Here is a 20,184-nt window from a genome sequence, read left to right on the forward strand (position 1 = left end):
ACAGTCAACAATTGATCTAGATAAAATAAGATGAGAAAACTAATTGCAGGAATTAATATGACGCTTGATGGATTTGGTGACCATACAGCCATTAATCCGGATGATGAAATACATCAGCATTACAATGATCTGTTAAAAAGTGCAGACTCCATTTTATACGGAAGGATTACTTATCAACTAATGGAATATTGGCCCACTGTAGTTGAAAATCCTACTGGAAACAAAGCAACGGATGAATTTGCAGCAACAATGGATAACATTGAAAAAGTTGTTTTTTCTCACACACTGAAAAACGTGACATGGAAAAGTGCTAGGTTAGCCCAAAGAGGTATTAAAGAAGAAGTTACATTACTCAAGCAACAACCAGGTAGAGATATATTAGTTGGCAGCCCTAGCTTAATTATAGAATCATTGAATCTTAATTTGGTTGATGAATTCCAGTTATGTGTTCATCCGGTTATAGTAGGTAAGGGTTTACAATTATTTAAAGATATAAAAGATAGAACTGAACTTAAACTTTTAAGGACAAAAACCTTTAGTGGAGGTGCAGTAATTCTTTACTATGAGCCTATAAAAAAATGATAGCAAGATGGTTAGAGCATCATCCCGAGAGCATAGTGGAAATCCAAAAGGCAAAGTGTCGAAAGGAGAGAAGTGAGTAACTTTTAAAGTTTGGAATTTTCTTTGTGCAAACTTACTTAACCCTCCAATGTTGAAGATCTTGGTGGGTTTTATTTTATTCTGATTTAGAGATGATTGTTAAAATCATTTTTCAAAATAAGAATATTAATTATTTAAGTCTGTAATATGCTTTATAATCTAAATTATCTTTAAAGTGTGCTTAATGTTAAATTACTTTGATAATATACCTCAATCTAGATATGCCTTCTTGGCTTGTCCAGACTTAACACAGAAGCAGGGAATAGCAGTGCTTAGGATATGACGAATTTCGAATATTAATTCATTATATGGAAAGGTTCTGACAAAAGGAAAATTTTGGCAGGTGGGAAGTTACAGACTAGATATTTATTGTTTCTTACCACCATATAACCACCCGATATCACCAGTCCCGTTATAAATATGAAAGTCTATTCCAGAATTTTTTCTATCATATACCAGGTGCAAATTTTTTGAAGTTACTGTTACTCCGTTATTGGTTTGGGTGTTTATGGTATAATAATATTCATCATAAATGACTCCGATAGTCATTGACGTTTTACTATCATAAATAAAATTAAAAGTAGGTAGATCCGGATTTGAAGGAGTCAGTCTGTATTCATCAGCTCCAACTTTACTAACTTTGATGTCTTGATCATAATACGCTTGCGCAATACCTAAAGAATCTTTGGGCTTTTCTTTATATAAAAGACCTTTGTATTCTCCTTTCACTATATTCCATGCTGGAGCGGATTCTACATACTCTTTCTTGCACGAAACCAGAAGGAATAAAAGCAGAATTAAAGCTCCTGGTAGGCTTTCCTTAATGAAATATCTTACTAAAGCCATATACTTCTGGTTTCAATTCATTTACTAAATTAAACTTAAAATTGAATTATTTAACTCATTTTATCCTGCATTTTTCAATTTTATCACATATGTCTTTACAACATAATTTTGGTGGGAATATCTGCGATTAAAATTGATGATAGTTCATTGTTAAAAAATTAATTTATTATAAGACAGCAGTTTGGAGTCAGGGTTACCATTCATACTAAAATGACTCCATAAAAAACTGATTAAATACCATCATTCCTCAGTTTACTTTTTGCCCCCTTAAACGTAGTGTATTAAACATAGTTGTTGCATTGTGTAAATTTTAAAATTGTATTTTAATTATAATTGATAGGATGAAATATATACATGTGAGCAGTTTGAATAAGTTTAGTACAATTTGTAATAAAAAAATATTCTTCATGGGCAGTCAATTCAATGTATTGGATTACTTAATAAGTACATTTTTTTTATTTCTTGTTATATCAAAACCAGTCAATGCTCAAACCTGGCCCGGAGATACCATTCATGTAAACATAAACACCAACAATCCGGCTTTTCCGTTTCCTCAGTTTTTGGAGTACAAGGGAGGTAAATCTTTAGCGGCAAATAATGCGGTAGGGGTAACACACGCAGATATGGAAAAGGCCATGCGTGAAGCTTATCAGATTATGATGCGGAGAGCCTTAACAGTGCCTGGAAAAACTTTGGGTACAGGGGCAAATGCAACACCCTATATCGTATTTAATCATCCTAGTGTTCCTCAAGGGTATGGTACTTTTGTGTCAGAAGGTGATGGATATGCTATGCTTGCTGCGGCGCATTTTGCTGATAAAAAGACTTTTGACGGATTGTGGCTTTGGGTTCATGACAATCGCTTAAGCGGAGTAAAAAAGTACTATGATTGTTCACCGCTAAGACCTACGTATACATATGGAGCCGGTTTTGCGGGCTGGGAATGTGATGAAAATACAAATATCAGTTCAACAAATATCAACTCTGCTGCAGATGGGGATCTAGATATTGCCATGGCACTATTGATGGCTCATAAACAATGGGGTGATAATATGGGAATAACTGATGCTTGCGGTAATCAGATCAGTTATAAAGGTGAAGCTTTGAAAATGATCAAACTTCTTGTTGATACATTATACTATTCAACAAGTCCATTAGGTGCAGAGGCGGGGATGAAAGGCTATTTATCTGGTATTGTAGGTATTGATGGGTATCTGAAAAGTGGTAATACATGGGGAGAACTTACCAATTGGCGGACTTCAGCAAACAATACTGTATACCCTTGGGCAAAGGTTAAGCCAGATCCTATTCAGGTAACCAGTAAATACGTAGATTATAATGCACCAGCATATTTTAGAGAATTTGCAAAATTTTTAGAGGCAAACGGAGGAACAGCCTGGCAGATAAGTCAATGTAAACGATGTGAAGCTTCAGGAGACTGGACAATAAAAGCAATGTATGATAACGGTCATATTGCAAGTGCTGGTGACTACAAGGTGAGCGATGATGGATTGACAACAGAATTTGGCCCTTTTGCAGCTGGTGAAGATTTCAGGTGCTCGTGGCGGACAATATTGAATTATGTTTGGCATGGTAATCCGGATTCAACTTGGAATCCAGGGACACATCAGGTTGAGCCGGGAGGCAATACTTATGAATACGATATGGCTTTAAGGCATAAAGAATTTCTGAAATTCCCCGGCACTATTCCAAGCAGTTCGGCAAGTGCCTTTTGCAGTAAACTGGGAGCTTCTCCCGACCCTGGTCAACCCAACTGGAAAGGAGTAGCACAAATAAAACAACAATATCGTCCAGAAGGGACTGTATTAGCTAACTATGGAGTAAACTGGATGGCAGGAACAGGTACTCCCGCAGCTGTTGCTTCAGGCGATTTGGATTTAACTGCAGAATTGTACAGACAATGTGAATTAGCCTGGGATGACCAGAGTGGGTCCGCAAAACTGCCCCCCTACGAACGTTATATCGGAAGTACCCCAAAATACTTTCACGGTTTCTTCAGGATATTAGGTATGTTAACGGCCTCCGGTAATCTGCATTCACCCGAAGACATGAAAGCGGGCGCAAATGTAAAGGTTTATATGGATGTAGATAAAACCTTTGCGTATGAAGGAGATCTTCTGAATTATGAAGTGAGCTACCGAAATTATGGAGCCATCGATGCGACAGGTGTTGTAATCACAACAACTCTTGACCCTAATTATGAAGTAGTTTCTGTGAGTGGTGGAGGAACAGCTTCAGGAGCTACCATTACATGGAATATTGGAACCGTTCCTGGCTTTAAAACTGGTGCGTTAGAACAAACAAAGGGCGTCAGAAAATTTGTGGTAAGGGTAAGGCCAATTGATATGGCTACTACTGTCTGTCTTACAAGCACCATCACTGCATCCAACGCACCTTCCTGGACCAGTAACGAATATCCGAACAACGCGACTTATACGATGGAACGCAACTGTGTTGATCTTTTAAAAGACAGAGTTCTGGCAATCAAAAAAACTACCGATAGAAGCGTGATGAATCCCGGAGATGTAGTCAATTTTACATTGGATTTTGAAAATAAAACTGGTTCAAATCTGTGGTTGAACGGGGGACGTCCGCGTGTGGTTGTTTCTTATGCCAACTATGCACAAGCCAGCGGGTTCGCCGAACGGAGTTTTTATCAGTTTTACAGAATCTGGCATACAGCCCATGAGGCGTATATCAATCTGGGTAATTACCGTGTTTCTTACTTCATGAATGATGGTGCGGCAATCGGTGAATACAATGCAGCAACAAATCCTACCGGCTGGACTGCTGAAGTTGATAACCAAAATGATCTTCAGAAATATGGGTATAATCCGCCTTCTGATCCCATGAAATTTATTTATCAGAAAATTCCATGGGGACAGGATGCCAAAGGGGCCTGGAACCAGCGTATCGTAACTCAGTTTGCTAATGTATTAACGGCAACTACCATGCATGTTTACGATAAACTTGATAGTGAATACCTGATACATAAAGGAGTAGTAGGTCCGAGTATTATACGTACCGTACTTAAATCCAACCCTTCATCTCTTTTAATGCCCAGGTTAGTAGATGACTGGTCGTACGATCCGAATATCAGTACCACGGATCAGGACGGGCAGGAGGATAGTTATTTTCCTGTCAATCCTGGTTTTACAAACTTTTATTCAGTACCCAAATACGAACCTGAAGTGGTTGATAACTACAGCAAAGATGCTTGCGGCGGACCTGTTAAGAATTTTTCAAAAGTATTAGTGGAGGAATTTGATGGATATACCTGGAGAAGAGTTGCAGGGGATGGTCCACTTCCAGGACGTGAAACCTATAATGTTGTGGTGACAGACTCAATTCCCATCGAGCTGGAATGGAGTGCATTTACAGATGACCTTGCAGTAGATGTAAAAGCAACCTATACACCTTTACCAGGTAATTCTAAATTTTCAGGATATGTGAAATGGACGATACCTGTAATGCTTACGGGGGAAAAAGCTAATTTATCTTATAGAACTATTGCGAAATCTCCGTGCTCGGAAAAAACGTTTATTAATGCTGGCTGGATTTGGTCGGATGTGGATTCTCCCGATTCTTCTGCGGTCATTTTAAAACTCACCTGCCTTCCTGTACCTCCGACGCCACCTAAAGAAACTTCTTTGGTGAAGACAGCTAATACCGCCTCAGCAGTAGTTGGCGATGTTATCAATTATACATTAACCTTTACGAACAAGGACGGATCAACAGCCTCATGGGCAGGAGCAAGTACACAACTCACAGACTGGCAGACATTAGGTACAGGGGTTAGCATGCCTAAATTAAACGGTACAGTTATTTCACTGGATCAGAACGGCGGTAACAATCCTCCAGGGACTAATGGTTATGCCTTTGGACCTAAGAAAGCACATGGAGTAAACGGATGGGTAGAAGCGACCATAGCACCTACCAATTCCAGTTCATTTTCTTTACTATATCGTTATCAGTCTGGTACACCGGGCTTAGCGGATTTCAAAGGTTTAAGGCTTGAGATTTCTCCAAACATCGGTGGAAATAATTTCATAGAAATTAAACTTTATCAGAATGGAAGCAATACACCAATTACTTCATTTTCAGGTCTGACATTTCCGGGAAGCTTTAGTTCTGTAAAGGTGAGAACAGAATTGCTGGATGATAAATTATATATCTGGATAAATGATTTTACGGGGGCTCCTCTTAAAGTAATTACCGGTATTACAGAACTGGGAGCAGGTTATGCGGGAATATACGGAAAAGGTTCACAACAGGCACTTTCAGGTTATACAGCTCATTTTGATTCAGCATTTGATTTGGTAATCACAGACCCTATTCCTGCTCAGTTAAATAATATAACGAATATATCAAATAGTGGAGTATTGACAGGTTCAACAATTACCTGGCCAACAGTTGCCGGTCCTATATTGGCCAATGCCGTTATTGAACGTACTTTTGATGCAACAGTAAATACCTGTACAGATTTTATTACAAACATTGGTAAAGCTACCGTTTATGGTGTAACTAATATTCAATCCCAGTATGTAGTTAACTGCGGTGCTATTAACACCTGTATTCCACCAACTAAAGTTACTACGTCTGTTTCAAAGCCGGATATTTGTCTGGGTGCGGCACTAAATATAGCTGGTGCTGCTACTCCGGCAAATGCGAACTACTACTATACCTGGTACAAGGATGGTATTGCAGTTACGACAGCAAGCAATACGTATTCACCATATACAAAAGCGGTCACAACTATGGCAGACACAGGTACATACGTACTCCGTGTAGAAGATGGAAACGCTGGTGCAGCTGCTTGTTATAAAGAGTCGGCAAAATTAGTGATCAGAATTACAGCACCTCCTTTGGCAGGTACGATTTCTTCAGACCAGAACCTTTGTGCAGGTTTTACTCCGACAGCACTCACTGGCACTGCAAGCACAGAAGGAGCAACGGTAAAGAATTACAAGTGGCAGAGTTCTACTACAAATGGTACTACTGGTCCCTGGACAGACCTTGGACTATATAGTACTACAGCAACTGGTTACGTTCCAGGAATATTGACCACCACTACCTATTACAGAAGAATAGATTCTTCAGGATATTGCTCAAGTGTCCCAACCACCAGCATTGCAATTACAGTAACACCGACAACAGTTGCAGGTACAATTTCTTCAAATCAGTCTATCTGCTCTGGAGAATCTCCGGATGCACTTACTGGTACAGTAAGTACTGGCGGAGTCGCTAATAAGTATTACAAATGGCAGACTTCGACAACGAACGGTACGACCGGCCCTTGGACAGATCTTGTCCCATATAGTACAACGGCAAAAGATTATGCCCCCGTAGCATCGACAGCCACCACTTATTACAGAAGAGTAGATTCATCTGGTTATTGTTTGGGTGTGCCAACAGCAAGCGTAACCATTACAGTTACTCCAACAGTTTCAGCATCTGTTGTAATTTCGACGCCTTCAATCACCACGTGTGCGAATACTGCTGTAACATTTACTGCCGCAGAAACCAATGGCGGATCTCCAACTTATCAATGGTATAAAGGTGCAGTTGGTTCTGGTACTGCCATTCCATCAGCAACAGGAGCTACATATACGACACCAGCAATAGGAGCAGGATCTGTAAGTGATGGCGACAGTTATTATGTCGTAATGACAAGTTCTTTGGCCTGTGCAAAACCTAATCCGATAGTATCAAATGCAATTGTAATGACAGTTACTAACGTGGTAGCTCCTGTGGTAACAGTTACTCCTGATCCGGGCAATATCATATGTGAAAATACAAGCATAACGTTTACAGCAATTGCGGGTAATGGAGGTTCCCTTCCTACCTATGAATGGTTTGTACAGAAAACTACAGATCTAATTCCTGTAAGTCAGGGACCTGCAAGTTCAGCAGTTGATTCAGATAAGTTTACAATCAACACTTTAGCAGACGGAGATAAAGTTACTGTTAAAATGGTGAGCAATTCGGATTGTGCAAGTCCTTCAGATGCAACCTCAGAAGAGATTGTAATGACCGTAAAACCGAACGTAATCCCAACAGTAACGGTAACAGCGGATAAGTCAAGCATTTGTCCGGATGAGACCGTTACGTTTACTGCAGTAGCAGACAACGGCGGAACACCAACATATGAATGGAAAGATGGTACTACCACAGTAAGCACTTCAGGTGCAACATATACCACAAACAGTCTTGTTGCAGGTAACTCGATTACAGTAACCATGACAAGTACAGAATTATGTGCAAGTCCAACGTTTGATGTATCAGTGCCGGTAAGTGTGACCATCAAACCTATACCGGCTCCTGCAGTAAGTATAACAGCTGATATTCCGGATGTTTGCGAAGGGAATACCGTAAACTTTACATCAACCCCGACAGATGGCGGATCAAATCCGATATACCAATGGTATATCGGCACAACAAAACAAGGAGTTGCCGGCACCTCTAATACCTTTACGACCAGTGATCTTACTGTTGCCACGTCAAGTCCGGGTAATACGGTAAAAGTTGAACTTGTAAGCGATGCAGAATGCGCGAGTGACATGCCTGTAGCATCCAATGTAATAACAATAGCAGTAAAACCGGGAATAAATCCAGGTAAAATTACTGACAATCAGATAATCTGTTATAATACATCAGCATCTAAACTGACAGAAACCGCAGCCTCAGATGCAATCAGTGCAGTGTATAGCTGGCAGCAGACAGAAACTCCTGCAGTTGAGGCAAGCTGGGTTCCTGCAACAGGTATACTGAGTAATGATGGTAAGGACTTCACCCCAACAGCGACACTAACCACTACCACCTATTACCGCCGCAGGGTAGATGATGCAACTGCTCCTGTGCCATGCAATAAAGCATTTACCACTCCTGTAAAGATCACAGTGACTCCTGTTCTTGTTGCCGGAGAGATCGATGGCAGTCAGGCAATCTGTTCAGGAAATGCTCCGGATCCGTTTACCAGTGTAAATCTTCCTACGGGGGGAGCAGGATCTTATGCATATCAATGGCAATATACAGATGCAACGCACCTGACCATGACTGACATAGATAATGCAACCGATGCTACCTACGCACCAGGAGTCCTGACATCGACGACACAATTCCAGCGGATAGAGACTTCCGGTAATTGTGGTTCAGTTACCAGTAATGTGATCACTGTAACTGTCGCTAGTCCTGAAGTAATAACAGCAAGTATAAACGATCCGGGTCAGGTCTGTTCAGGTTCAGCAGCATTCAACTTTATAGCTAATTCAAGTACAACAGGTTCAGGAACACTTAGCTACAAGTGGTACCTTGGTTCAGGCATCACACCGGTAAGTACCTCATCTACGTATTCATACTCCCCTGTCAGTGATGATAATGACAAAACAGTAAAAGTGGTAGTGTCGACTTCTAATACATGTAATGCAGGAGATGCAACTTCAAATATAGTTACCTTAAATATAGTAGATGCAGAACCTGCAGCTGTATCGATTGAAGTGAATCCGAATCCGAGCTGCGTAGGTATGTTAACTACGTTCAATGTCAAATACTCAAGCGGTACAGGTTCGTCACCGATATACAATTGGTATGTGAATACACCGGGTGTTTCGGTAGGAACAGGAACGACATTCAGCAGTTCGACTCTGGTAACCGGCGATCAGGTTTGGGTCGGGATGACTTCGAACCTGGCATGTGTAACAGGCCCTAGCTATGTAGAATCTTCTAAAATTACAATGAATATCCAACCGATTCCAAATCCTGTGATTAATGAAGGGGAACAGATTGTTTGTTCACCCAACAAGGTAACGTTTACTACTACGGTAAATGCAGGATCTACATACCAGTGGATGCTTGATGGGAGTGTGATTTCCGGAGCGACGAATCCAAGTTATACTGCATCAGAGAGCGGTTTGTATACAGTTATTGAAGACAATGGATCCTGCAGCCAGATTTCAGCAGGAACAAAGCTAACAGTTATCCAGACGCCTGTAGCGTATGCAGGTGAAGATATATTCATTAAAGATGGCGAGCCTGGTCAGTTATTGGGAGCGGGGGGGATATTGTATAATTGGTCACCGGCGACAGGCCTGAGTGATGCTCATGTGAACAATCCTACATTTATAGCCGATCAAACTATTGTATATAAGTTAACCGTGGCTGATGCAAATAATATTTGTAAAAGTCAGGATTCAGTAACAGTATATGTTGAAAGACCGATAAGGATACCGAATGCGATTACCGTAAACGGAGATGGAAAAAATGACACTTGGGAGATTGAGAATATAGAAAGTTTCCCGAACGCAGAGTTTTTGATTTACAACCGTTGGGGTAATCTGGTTTGGAAGAGCACAGGTTATCTGAAGGAGTGGGATGGAACAAACTACAAGAACGGGGAAGTACTGCCGGACGGGACCTACTTCTACATCATTAACCTAAACAGTCAGATTTATAATGAGCCATACAATGGCTATGTACAAGTCATAAAATAATGTTGAGAAACAGATGAAACAATTGAACTGGCTTCGATTGTTTCATCTGTTTAACTTAGAATTATATATTTTTAACAGTTTTTTGACAGAAATACCGAGAGCCTAATAATACCGCCAAGCTATCTAGACAGTTTCGCAAATGACTTTGAAAACAGAGTTGCGCGATATTGCTAATGAAATCCTAATAATGATAACTTTTTAACAAAGGTTTCATGCGCACCTCGAACCTTTACCAGGTAAATTCCATAAATATCGATGGTAGAAAGGACTTACTTGCGTACCTTTTGTTTGTATGAAGTACAGATCTATATTTCCAGCTCCTCTTCTCGAAAGCGATAGTATGTCTATTGCTGCCTTTTTGTAGTGGTTTGGGGAACTTGATGGTAATTGGGGCAGATAAGAGTAAATCAAACGTGGACTAAAGATTAGTCGGGGATAGCCATCAGAAGTAACCTCTACGAAAATTGTTAAATTTATATTACTTTAGCATTAGCAAAGGTACTAATGCTCTTTTAGTTAAGTGCAATTGAAATATAAAAGAGAGTAAATAAGTAAGCTAATTTAGTCTTTTAAAATATAGTTTTTATACATGAGGAGTTCAGAAACCTTTGTAAAAACGGGGCGACACCGAAAAGCCTTATGAGTAGGATAACATAAAAATAAAGAGAATGAAAGTATATTATTTGATGGTTTTAATATTATTTAGTTCATTTAATCTATTAGCTCAATGGACTCGATTAACGACCGGGACCACCGAAACTTTAACTACAGTTTTTTTTATTAATAGTGATACTGGATTTGTCGGAGGATCGGCAGGAGTGACAACAACACTTTTGAAAACAAAAGATGGAGGTAAAACCTGGAAAACCCCGAATATCAATACAACCAACTCAATTCGCACAATCAGGTTTGCAAATAAGCAAATTGGTATACTTTCAACAGATGCTTCTTCTGAAGGTTTCAGAACAACAGACGGTGGAGAGAATTGGACAAAAATAAACACTGCACTTGATGGCATTGGAGATATTTATATCAAAAATGCAGATACAGCATTTGCATTCAATTCAAGCAATGGTGATGACGTGTCTTATTCTTTTAATGGCGGTAAAACCTGGACGCATTACCCCAATAATGCATTCGGAGGCGCTGCTATTTCTGCTATACATTTCCCCTTTCCAAAGTCTAATATTGGTTACGCTGTCACTAATTCGGGCGGCAAGATTTTTAAAACTGTTAACGGTGGAAAATCATGGTCACAAATTGCACAACCGACAAGTGAGCATTTTAATAATGTATTCTTTACTACCACCAGCATCGGATATGCACTTGCCGTATCTGAGATTCTTAAAACAACTGATGGTGGTGCACACTGGACAGCTATTACCAATGGTTCAAGTGGAGCTAAAATACAAATAGTAGGCAGTATATTATATCTTCGGAGTGGAGATCTTTCAGTTTCCTACAACGATGGAAAAAGTTTTTCGGACATGACTGGTTTTTCATCATCTATAATTGATTTTCAAATGCTGTCCAATTCAGAAGGATATGCCGTAGGTTTTGATGGGGGTGTTTTTAAATTACAAATAATTACAGCTATCAATTCAAAAATTGAAAAAACAGAATTGTTTAAACTATATCCTAATCCTTCAAATGGACAATTTTCAATTGAAAAGCTTGATTTGAGTGGATCTGACTTAAAGTTGACAATATTAAATACTTTCGGGCAGGAAGTCTACCAAACAGCAATTGATCAAAACTCATTGTCTTTCGATGTCAGTTCACTAAATCTTAAAGGAAATTACTTTATAAAGGTCAGTGATGAAAGTAACAGATATGACGTAAAAAGGGTTGTTGTGCAGTAAAAACTTTGCCTTAAGTTTCGATAATCTTAGGAACTATCCGGCTCTTGCTTATAGAGACTATCATCTGTGATGAATGATTTATTTAAAAATTTAAGATGTCTATTGAGTAAAGCCGTTTTCGGGCTATTTTGACTTCAGCCTAAAATGAGAACAAGCCTATTGACTTGCGGTTTCAAAGGGCAGACAAATTAAAATTCATGTTAGTCTTCAAAAATAGCTGGCAAAAAGAAGCCGGCTTTTTTTATACTTGAAGAATAATAAAATAACCACCTATTTTAACTTCTTAACAGCGAAAAAATATAAAGGTTTTCTATTGCAATCTGTTTGCATCTTTCACTGTATCTTTCATCCTGTGATGTGCTATCGAAAGCTTTGGGATCATTGTAGAAGCAAGAGACAGGTAATTCTCTGCCGGGAATAAATGGGCAATTACATCTGCCTCTGAGCATGTCATGATTTCGCAAAGGTTTTCTTTGGGAGTAGAGGCATCTTCATAAATCTTAGAAAAACAAATGATAGAGATTTCCACGTCATTATATAAAACTGTATAATGAGGATTTTTTTCTCATCTACTGATATATTGTTCTTTAGGAAGGATATACCTTCTTATTTCTTTATATTTTGTCTTATCCTGAAAATTATATAACCGAAAGAAGCGGTTAATACAATCATTACTAATTCAATAACAAGCTGTTTAGCAATACTCATATTGAATTGCACCCGATCTCTGTTTTCATATAAAGTAATAAGTAATTTTACCAATAAATATAAAAAGTATAATGAGTATCCAAAAAGTACTGCAATCAGTAGGTTGAGCAATTTTCTCTTCATTAGAGATGACGTGTTCTTCATGATCTTTTCTGATTCTTTTTAATCAAATATAGGAAGTTCTTTTGGTTACGAGATAAAATTATGCTAAAAATGAATTAATATCTCTCATGACTGCTTATCATGGCCTTCCTGACAGGCTATTCTTTATTATAATAATTAAATTTTTATACTACAGGATCTATGGAAAACCTATTTTAATAATCAATAATTTTAAATATTAACTCAGTATATGGAAGTTTTAGCAAAAGGAAAATTGTTGCCCACCAGTGGAGGCCATGAATATACAATTATCAAGGAATTGGTCCAGTGCAGACGCAGTCCGACGAATAAACGAAGAATGATTACTCTCTCATGTTGAGCTGCGAAATATTTGACCTTTCCAATAGAATGAAATTTGTCTGGCAGGTTGATGAATCTCAGAATGAACAATATAGATGGTTATAATTTAATTAAACATCGTTAGGTTGATGGTTATAGTACAAATACACGGTTGGGAGTAGAGAAGGCTCACATCCATCTTTTATACAGCATTGAATGGTTTTGTTTAAGTACCATCTTTCATTTTCTGCACACCGAGGACCATTGGAAACTTGGAATATTGGTGTTATATTTACTTTACTTTTATTGGTAGGAGCCTGAAACAAAAATATAATCCTTATTTCTAGGACATAGGCTGAACACCATTATGGGCCAATACCCTTTAAACTTTTTAAGAATATGAAAAAAACATTACTTTCTGCATTGGCAATTTTTGCATTTAAATCACTTGTGGTTGCTCAATCACCACTTTTACCACTTCTAAATATAGAGAATACGTGGGTTTCCGAACATTCCTTTATAGATATTAGAAATAATATCAATACCAATGTTGATTCTTACCAAATTTCTATTGATGATACACTAATATCAGGCAAGAAGTATTTCAATGCATTTCATAAATTTAAATACTTGAAATATGAATCTGATGTATCAAACAAGATGATTACGGTTATTGAAAATACAAAAAGTTACTTCAGACAGAATGGTGATACTTTGTTTTATTATGACACAAAGGAATCTAAGGAAAAGATAAGTTTCTATTTTACTGGAACAGAAAAAGGGGATACTATAATATTTTCAGAGGATCAAATATTTTATAATAAAAAAGAGATTATAACCAGTGTCGATACAGCTGTTTACGGGGATATAAAGAGACGTAATTTCCATATTCAAAATAATATACTTGCCTACGTAGATGGAATTGGTTTTACCGGAGGTGGCATTAAACCACAAATAGGTCATTGGTTTGAGGAAAGTATACTGTTAAAATGTGCTACTATAGGCGAGACAACATTTGAAGGAGTTCTTGCTTCAGGGAGTAGTGGTATCGATCTTGAAGCTAGTCAGGATAACTTATTTGCAGACAAATGTTTTGAAGTCACTTCAACCAGGAATAAAGTTAATACAGGATCAGAATTTTATCTGACAAGACTTAATGATGGAAATTTTAAATTGATGTCCAGCTTAAATAAACCTTTTAAAGTATTGGTTTTTAATACCAATGGTATAAAGATTTTTGATAAAACCGGAACTTCAGATCTTTTAATTGAAACATCAGAATTACCTACTGGTCTATATATATTACAAGCTTCAGATGATGATTCAAATTATTACCAGGGAAAAATAATAAAATAATATACTAACATTTCAAAAATCCATTTATTAAATTATAACAACACCAATTGCAGGTTTGGATTTGCAATCCGGACCTTTTTTTTTACTGATGGTTCGCCTCTTTTTTCATCTAGTGGGTTTCAGGCAGGGTTAGAAATTAAATATATCTTATAGCTTCTGGCCTCGTGTCTGTAGTTCGTGAGCGAGTACAATCTGTAATAGAGGCATCTGTTTAGAAATTTAAGATACTTTTTTGGACAAAGCACATTTGCATTTGTATTGCGATTCAATTGCGTGGATTAACTTTTTGATTTTCATTATTTTGTCCTTTATATTAGACCTGAGTTTTTATAAGCATTAAATATTCATCTATGAGCAATTATTTATTTTCTTATCGGAGTAACAGGTCTTTGTTCATGGTCACATTGCTGACTATCTCTTTGACCTTACAAAGCTGCATGACTACAAGGATTGTATCAAAGTATGACAGTGATACAATGGTAAACAATCCAGCCAATAGGAAAACAGCCTGGACTTATGCTTGGGGGCTTGTGCAGACTAAAGATATCAATCCCAAATGTGAATCCGGGTCAATGACAAGCGTAACAGTAAAGACCAATATAGGCTTTATATTGATATCGGCAGTAACTCTTGGCATTGCAGTGCCACTTAAGGTCGAATGGACCTGTAATCCTAAATCCATACCAACCGAACAATTGGGAGAGTAATTTTTTTTTACGAAAACATTGATCAAGATGAGTTTACCAGAAGGAATTGAGCCTCTAGAATTGGGAAAGTGGGAAAATATACATCAGAACTTTACCCATACTTTTAAAAAGCATGCAAGTTTTAAACTACGTCTGCCTGAATCTGCACCGGATAGCACTGCCAAATACAGGGCTACCACAGCAAATTTTCAATGGCTTATCAAATACGCGTTGCAGAATAACATTCAGCTGAGAGCCATGGGGAGCGGATGGTCTTTCTCTGATGTGGCCATATCAGAAGGGGGGGTAATAGATACCAAGTCACTAAGACTTACATTCAATATGGGAAAATCATTCATAGATGAGGCATGGCTTGATCAAGGAAAGAAACCGGAGAACCTCTTTTTTACCCAATGCGGAGTCAGTATACTTGATCTGAATGAAAAGCTGGAAAAAGAAAGTAATCCAAAACGGTCGCTCAAAGCTTCAGGAAACAGTAACGGTCAGACCATTGCCGGAGCTACCTCTACAGGTACCCACGGAGGTGCTTTTAATCTGGGGGCTGTACATGATACCATAGTAGGGCTTCATATTATTACAGGGCCTGACACTCATGTGTGGCTGGAAAGAAGTTCAAATCCTATAGCTTCTGATAATTTTATTCAATGGCTTGGAGCAGAACTTATAAGGGACGATGATGCATTTAATGCCGCAGTTGTGAGTTTCGGAAGCTTTGGATTTATTCATGGAGTATTGCTTGAAGTCGAACCCATATTTCTTCTTGAGCAGCACAAAATTCCTAATGTGCCTTATGCTGATGCCGTTAAAAAGCTCATCAATCAAAGAGACTTTTCAGGGATTGCTTCACGGTTACCTTATCCACAGAGCGCGGATCAGCCTCAGATATATCATCTCGACGTTGTGGTAAATCCTCATAGCTTTGAACCGGATAGCGATAAGAAAGGCGTATACCTACGTCTGATGTATAAATTGCCATATAGGACAAATTATACTAAAATCCCAAGAGATGAGAATGGCTTTTTTTATGGTGACGATACGTTGGGACTAATTCAAAAAGTACTTGATGCTGCAGGGGCTCTAGCAGATCATATTATTCCTCCTCTTGTCAATAAATTGTTTCCACTTGCTTATGCTGTTACTGATACGCTTACGGGCACGGTAGGGGAGACGTTCAGAAATACTGCATACAGAGGAAAACTTGCAAGCTTTGCAATCTGTATAGATTCAGAGCACACTTCCAAAGTACTTGAAGCAGTTATAAAACTCAATAAAGAAAACCCTTTCAGTGGAGCCATAGGTTTTAGATTTGTAAAAGGTACAAAGGCATTATTAGGATTTACAAGATTTGAAAAGAGCTGTGTGATGGAGTTAGATGGTATGGATTCTAAAATCACCAGAGCCTTTTTTATCAATACCTGTCAGAAACTGGATGAACTAGGAGTACAGTTTACTTTACACTGGGGAAAACTTAATTACAATATGACACCTGAGATGGTTAGAAAGATGTATGGGGAGGAGAGGATTAATAAATGGCTGAAGATTAGAAAATCTCTTTTAGGGGCATCAATGAGGGTTTTTAATAATAAATTTCTTGAAAGAATCGGGTTGGATAAAGATCCTGATGCGATTGTTTAAATTTGAGTTGTATCTTTGTCTGAGATAAGGCTCTAGTTATCGGCAGAGAAGTAGAAGAGATTTTCAGGCCTCATTGTAAAGGAGCGTAATGACGCAGAAAACCTATTTTTTGTCGTTTTTATACCCTATTCATTTTGTAGTAAAACGGTACCTTTAGTAGTAAAAAATAATAATCATGGCAGTTATAAATCCCCACATTAACTTCAACGGAAATGCAGAAGAAGCATTTACATTTTATAAATCTGTATTTGGCGGAGAATTCACAAAGATTATACGCTTCAAAGATATAGCAAGCGCTGAATATCCAGTGCCAGAAAATGAGGCAAATAAGTTAATGCACATTGCTTTAGCAATAGGCAAAAACGTTTTAATTGGCAATGACGTTCCCGAGTTTATGGGAAAAGTTAATGAAAATGAAAACAGATCTAAGATATCTGTAAGTGCCGAAAGTCGTGAAGAAGCTGACAAATTATTTCATGGGCTTTCAGCAGGTGGTAATATTGAAGTTCCTCTTGAAGACAATAATGGGAGTTCATATTTTGGAATGTTTAGAGATAAATACGGTATTGAATGGATTGTGGAATTTGACCCAAAAGCATAAACGAAAAATAACGAGCGTCTAATAATCACTACTGTGGCCTGTCGCCTGACAGGCCACTCTTTTTTTATAGCAATTAAAATTTATTATAACGCAATAGCTATTGAGAATTCCTTTTTAAAGCAATTCATAATGAAATCCCCATTAGATGATTGTGGATGTGATTTCTTTCTAAAGTCACGTGTTATGGCTTGACAATATGATCTGTCAAGTTTTTTTGATATATAGAGTTGTGTCAAAACTATGGATAATCCTTAACTATTCAATTGGAATACTAAAAAGATTTGTATAAGAATATTTACAAATCTGGACTTTTATAAGTCATTTTAGCTATCTGAAATTGAGTACTGATTTTTTTAGCAAAGCCTCCTGAAAAAACAATAAAGTTTTATGAAGACTAGTATCATCTAGGATACTTTAGTGACTGACCAAAGTTATTACTGAATATGTTAACAGCGATGACTTAATTGTTGGGCATGAGAATATACGAACAGCATTGACCCTTCTGAATAGGGATTCGTGGGATAGCTGCGTTTTTCGACATGGGTAGCACATAAGGGTATGATAAGTCTGAAAGAAGCTGAAATTTTTATTAATCTAAAAATAGAGGATGGGAGTAGGACAAGAAAAAGTATTTATTAAAAATGGGCAGTAATTTTTTACTGCCCATTTTTAATAATGATTGGGAAAAAGGTATGGTTAGAAGTTGAGTTTATTGGCCTATAGCTTGCAAAAAAATACTTACATTTGTGGCAGGAAGTCAAATAAACTTTAGTTAGGAAGGATTATTAGCAGAAAAAAATTTCAGAATACACATTACCAATGAAGAATAAATCAATACTCACAATTAGCATAATAGCCTATTTTGTTTTTTTAATATTTGCAGTCGTATTTTTTAAACAAAGAATAATAATTTGGGATGCCGCCTTTCAATTATTTCAAGTAGTTCAAAATAAAGCTTTAGCAATTCAGGTGAATAGATTCGGGGCAGCTATTACACAATTATTTCCTTTGATAGGAATTCATCTCGGAGTATCCTTGCAATCTGTGGCAATTCTTTATTCAATAAGTTTTATAGTATTTTATTTTGGTTCCTTTTTATTTACATGGTTTGTATTAGACAATCCAAAGATTGCCATTGTTATTTTATTATTTAACACTCTAATAACAACTCATTCCTTCTTTTGGATTCAATGCGAACTTGTACAAGGTGCTGTCTTTACGCTAATTTATCTGGCCTCAATAGAACTTCAGATAAAAAAGGGATTTATATCTAATTTATTTTATGCTTTTTCTCCGATTGCTTTGATTACCATAGTTTTCTTCTACCCTTTACTTCCGTTTGTTTTGATATTTGGGCTTATTTTCTTATTCCTGCAACACAGAACCAGTGGCAATTGGTTGCTAAGCATAGGGGTTAGCTATATAGTTATTTATTTTATAAAAATATCGGTTTTTAAAACATCATATGATACTAATGCTATGAATGCTGCAAATAACTTGATCGATCTATTTCCTAATTATTTTGATCTTAAGTTTCATAGAATTTTTGCAGAGTGGTTATTCAAGGACTATTTTTTTCTATTCATATTTTCAGTTTGGATTATCATTTCTTATATCTTAAAAAAGGAATACTTAAAATTAGGTTTTTTTACCCTGTCCATTATTGGGTTTACTTTGTTTATTAATGTATGCTATTTTAGAGGTGCAGAACAATTTTATCTGGAACCACAATACTCTATCCTGGCTATTTTTATAGCATTTCCACTATCATATGACATTATGCCTATATTAAAAACAAAATATAGCACTCTTTTACTATCCTTAATTATAGTCACTTGCATAGGAAGAATACTTATTACCGAGAGGATTTACTCCAAAAGATTAGATTGGTACAGATCTTTTTTAAAAGGGAATAATAATGAAAAGATGATAGTAAATCAGAAAAAAGTTCCTATGGATCTTTTAAAGATGGGGTGGTCCAGTGCATTAGAGTTTTGGTTATTATCTACGATTGAAAATAAAAGCACGGCCTCTATTGTTTTTGCCGGAGAATATGATTTTGACTGGGTAAATTCCTCACCTCAAGTATTTTGTATACAAGGAGGAGTTTATAAATATAATGATATGGACAAGAAGTATTTCCTTTTTAAGGATACGATAAATGTTTATAAAAAGGTTAAATTCGATTGATTGATAATTTTGTTGAAATTAGATTCTCTGTGGCCGGAGCGGAGATAGAGGCGGCCTCTTTCTAAGATTTGAAGAAGCGATTTGTGATTGCCCTGACAGATACAGGTCTGTGACATGTGCTGCAAATGAAAGGAAGTCTATTAACTTGCGGTTTTCATAAGTAGTTTTAACTCCTTTCTATGTCTGAATCTGAATCCTGGCTTTTGGCCTACAAGACAGAATCTATATCTTAATGAATAAAATTTTTATTTTCATAAGTTTTATATCTTTAGCGATATTCCTCTTTTTATATAAAGCCTCCTGTTGTATTTTTCTTATTAAACGAAAGTTTTAATGAAAATAAAGCTGTCAAATTAAAGTTTAAAATTAATTGCTGGAGTTCTGAAATAGAATGGGAAGAGGAGCTTTATCAAAATATAATTCCAATAACTAAACAAATATATCTTATCCAGGAATTCATCAACTTGAAATACAAAAAGAAAATGAAATAATTTTTAAGCAGAAAGTTTTTGTGTTGTATAAACAGTGGATACTTATTATTTATAATTCAGAGGAGACCAGTCCAGTTTCCGTTGATAATTATTTTATTAGATATCTTCATGAATGATGTATGCCTCTTCAGTGGCCTGTCCCTTGATAGTGTACCCCTCCCCAAAAATAGGACAGCT

General features: G+C 37.1%; 11 protein-coding genes. 8 read left to right on the top strand and 3 right to left on the bottom strand.

The genetic code is table 11. The annotated features are described in order from the left end of the window. Positions 1 to 30 precede the first annotated feature (30 nt). A complete protein-coding gene (locus tag J7604_RS25140) occupies positions 31 to 582 on the top strand; it encodes a dihydrofolate reductase family protein (protein ID WP_293902695.1) in 552 nt (183 codons plus the stop codon). Between the two features lie 444 nt (positions 583 to 1,026). Here the strand turns inward: J7604_RS25140 and J7604_RS25145 are convergent, their stop codons facing one another. Further along, the gene (locus J7604_RS25145; protein ID WP_293902698.1) at positions 1,027 to 1,506 is read right to left on the bottom strand and encodes a hypothetical protein; all 480 of its coding nucleotides are present in this window, start codon (positions 1,504 to 1,506) and stop codon (positions 1,027 to 1,029) included. Between the two features lie 407 nt (positions 1,507 to 1,913). Here J7604_RS25145 and J7604_RS25150 point away from each other — a divergent pair, with 407 nt between their 5' ends. Then, complete coding sequence (locus tag J7604_RS25150) at positions 1,914 to 10,016, top strand: glycosyl hydrolase family 8 (protein ID WP_293902701.1); 8,103 nt, start codon at positions 1,914 to 1,916, stop codon at positions 10,014 to 10,016. A gap of 668 nt (positions 10,017 to 10,684) precedes the next feature. After that, positions 10,685 to 11,878: a YCF48-related protein gene (locus tag J7604_RS25155; protein WP_293902703.1), complete on the top strand. Its 1,194-nt coding sequence runs from the start codon at positions 10,685 to 10,687 to the stop codon at positions 11,876 to 11,878. 310 nt (positions 11,879 to 12,188) lie between these two features. Here the strand turns inward: J7604_RS25155 and J7604_RS25160 are convergent, their stop codons facing one another. Both J7604_RS25160 and J7604_RS25165 read right to left on the bottom strand, forming a co-directional pair. Further along, positions 12,189 to 12,407 (bottom strand): hypothetical protein, encoded by a 219-nt coding sequence (locus J7604_RS25160; protein WP_293902705.1) that lies wholly within the window; start codon positions 12,405 to 12,407, stop codon positions 12,189 to 12,191. 77 nt (positions 12,408 to 12,484) lie between these two features. Then, positions 12,485 to 12,709, bottom strand: coding sequence for a hypothetical protein (locus tag J7604_RS25165; protein ID WP_293902707.1), 225 nt, complete (start codon positions 12,707 to 12,709; stop codon positions 12,485 to 12,487). Positions 12,710 to 13,426: 717 nt separating this feature from the next. Between J7604_RS25165 and J7604_RS25170 the strand changes: the two genes are divergently transcribed. The 5 genes from J7604_RS25170 to J7604_RS25190 all read left to right on the top strand — a co-directional run bounded on the left by J7604_RS25170 (position 13,427) and on the right by J7604_RS25190 (position 19,516). Continuing rightward, positions 13,427 to 14,383 carry a T9SS type A sorting domain-containing protein gene (locus J7604_RS25170; protein ID WP_293902710.1) on the top strand — a complete coding sequence of 319 codons (957 nt, stop codon included), beginning with the start codon at positions 13,427 to 13,429 and terminating at the stop codon, positions 14,381 to 14,383. Between the two features lie 437 nt (positions 14,384 to 14,820). Then, on the top strand, positions 14,821 to 15,090 hold the full coding sequence (locus J7604_RS25175; RefSeq protein WP_293902713.1) for a hypothetical protein: 270 nt from the start codon (positions 14,821 to 14,823) through the stop codon (positions 15,088 to 15,090). Positions 15,091 to 15,117: 27 nt separating this feature from the next. After that, a complete protein-coding gene (locus J7604_RS25180; RefSeq protein WP_293902716.1) occupies positions 15,118 to 16,725 on the top strand; it encodes an FAD-binding protein in 1,608 nt (535 codons plus the stop codon). A gap of 175 nt (positions 16,726 to 16,900) precedes the next feature. Continuing rightward, on the top strand, positions 16,901 to 17,326 hold the full coding sequence (locus J7604_RS25185; protein ID WP_293902719.1) for a VOC family protein: 426 nt from the start codon (positions 16,901 to 16,903) through the stop codon (positions 17,324 to 17,326). Between the two features lie 819 nt (positions 17,327 to 18,145). Next, entirely contained in the window at positions 18,146 to 19,516 is a 1,371-nt protein-coding gene (locus J7604_RS25190) for a hypothetical protein (RefSeq protein WP_293902722.1), read from the top strand. Positions 19,517 to 20,184 lie beyond the last annotated feature (668 nt).

This window comes from Sporocytophaga sp., from assembly GCF_017745095.1.
GTDB lineage: Bacteria > Bacteroidota > Bacteroidia > Cytophagales > Cytophagaceae > Sporocytophaga.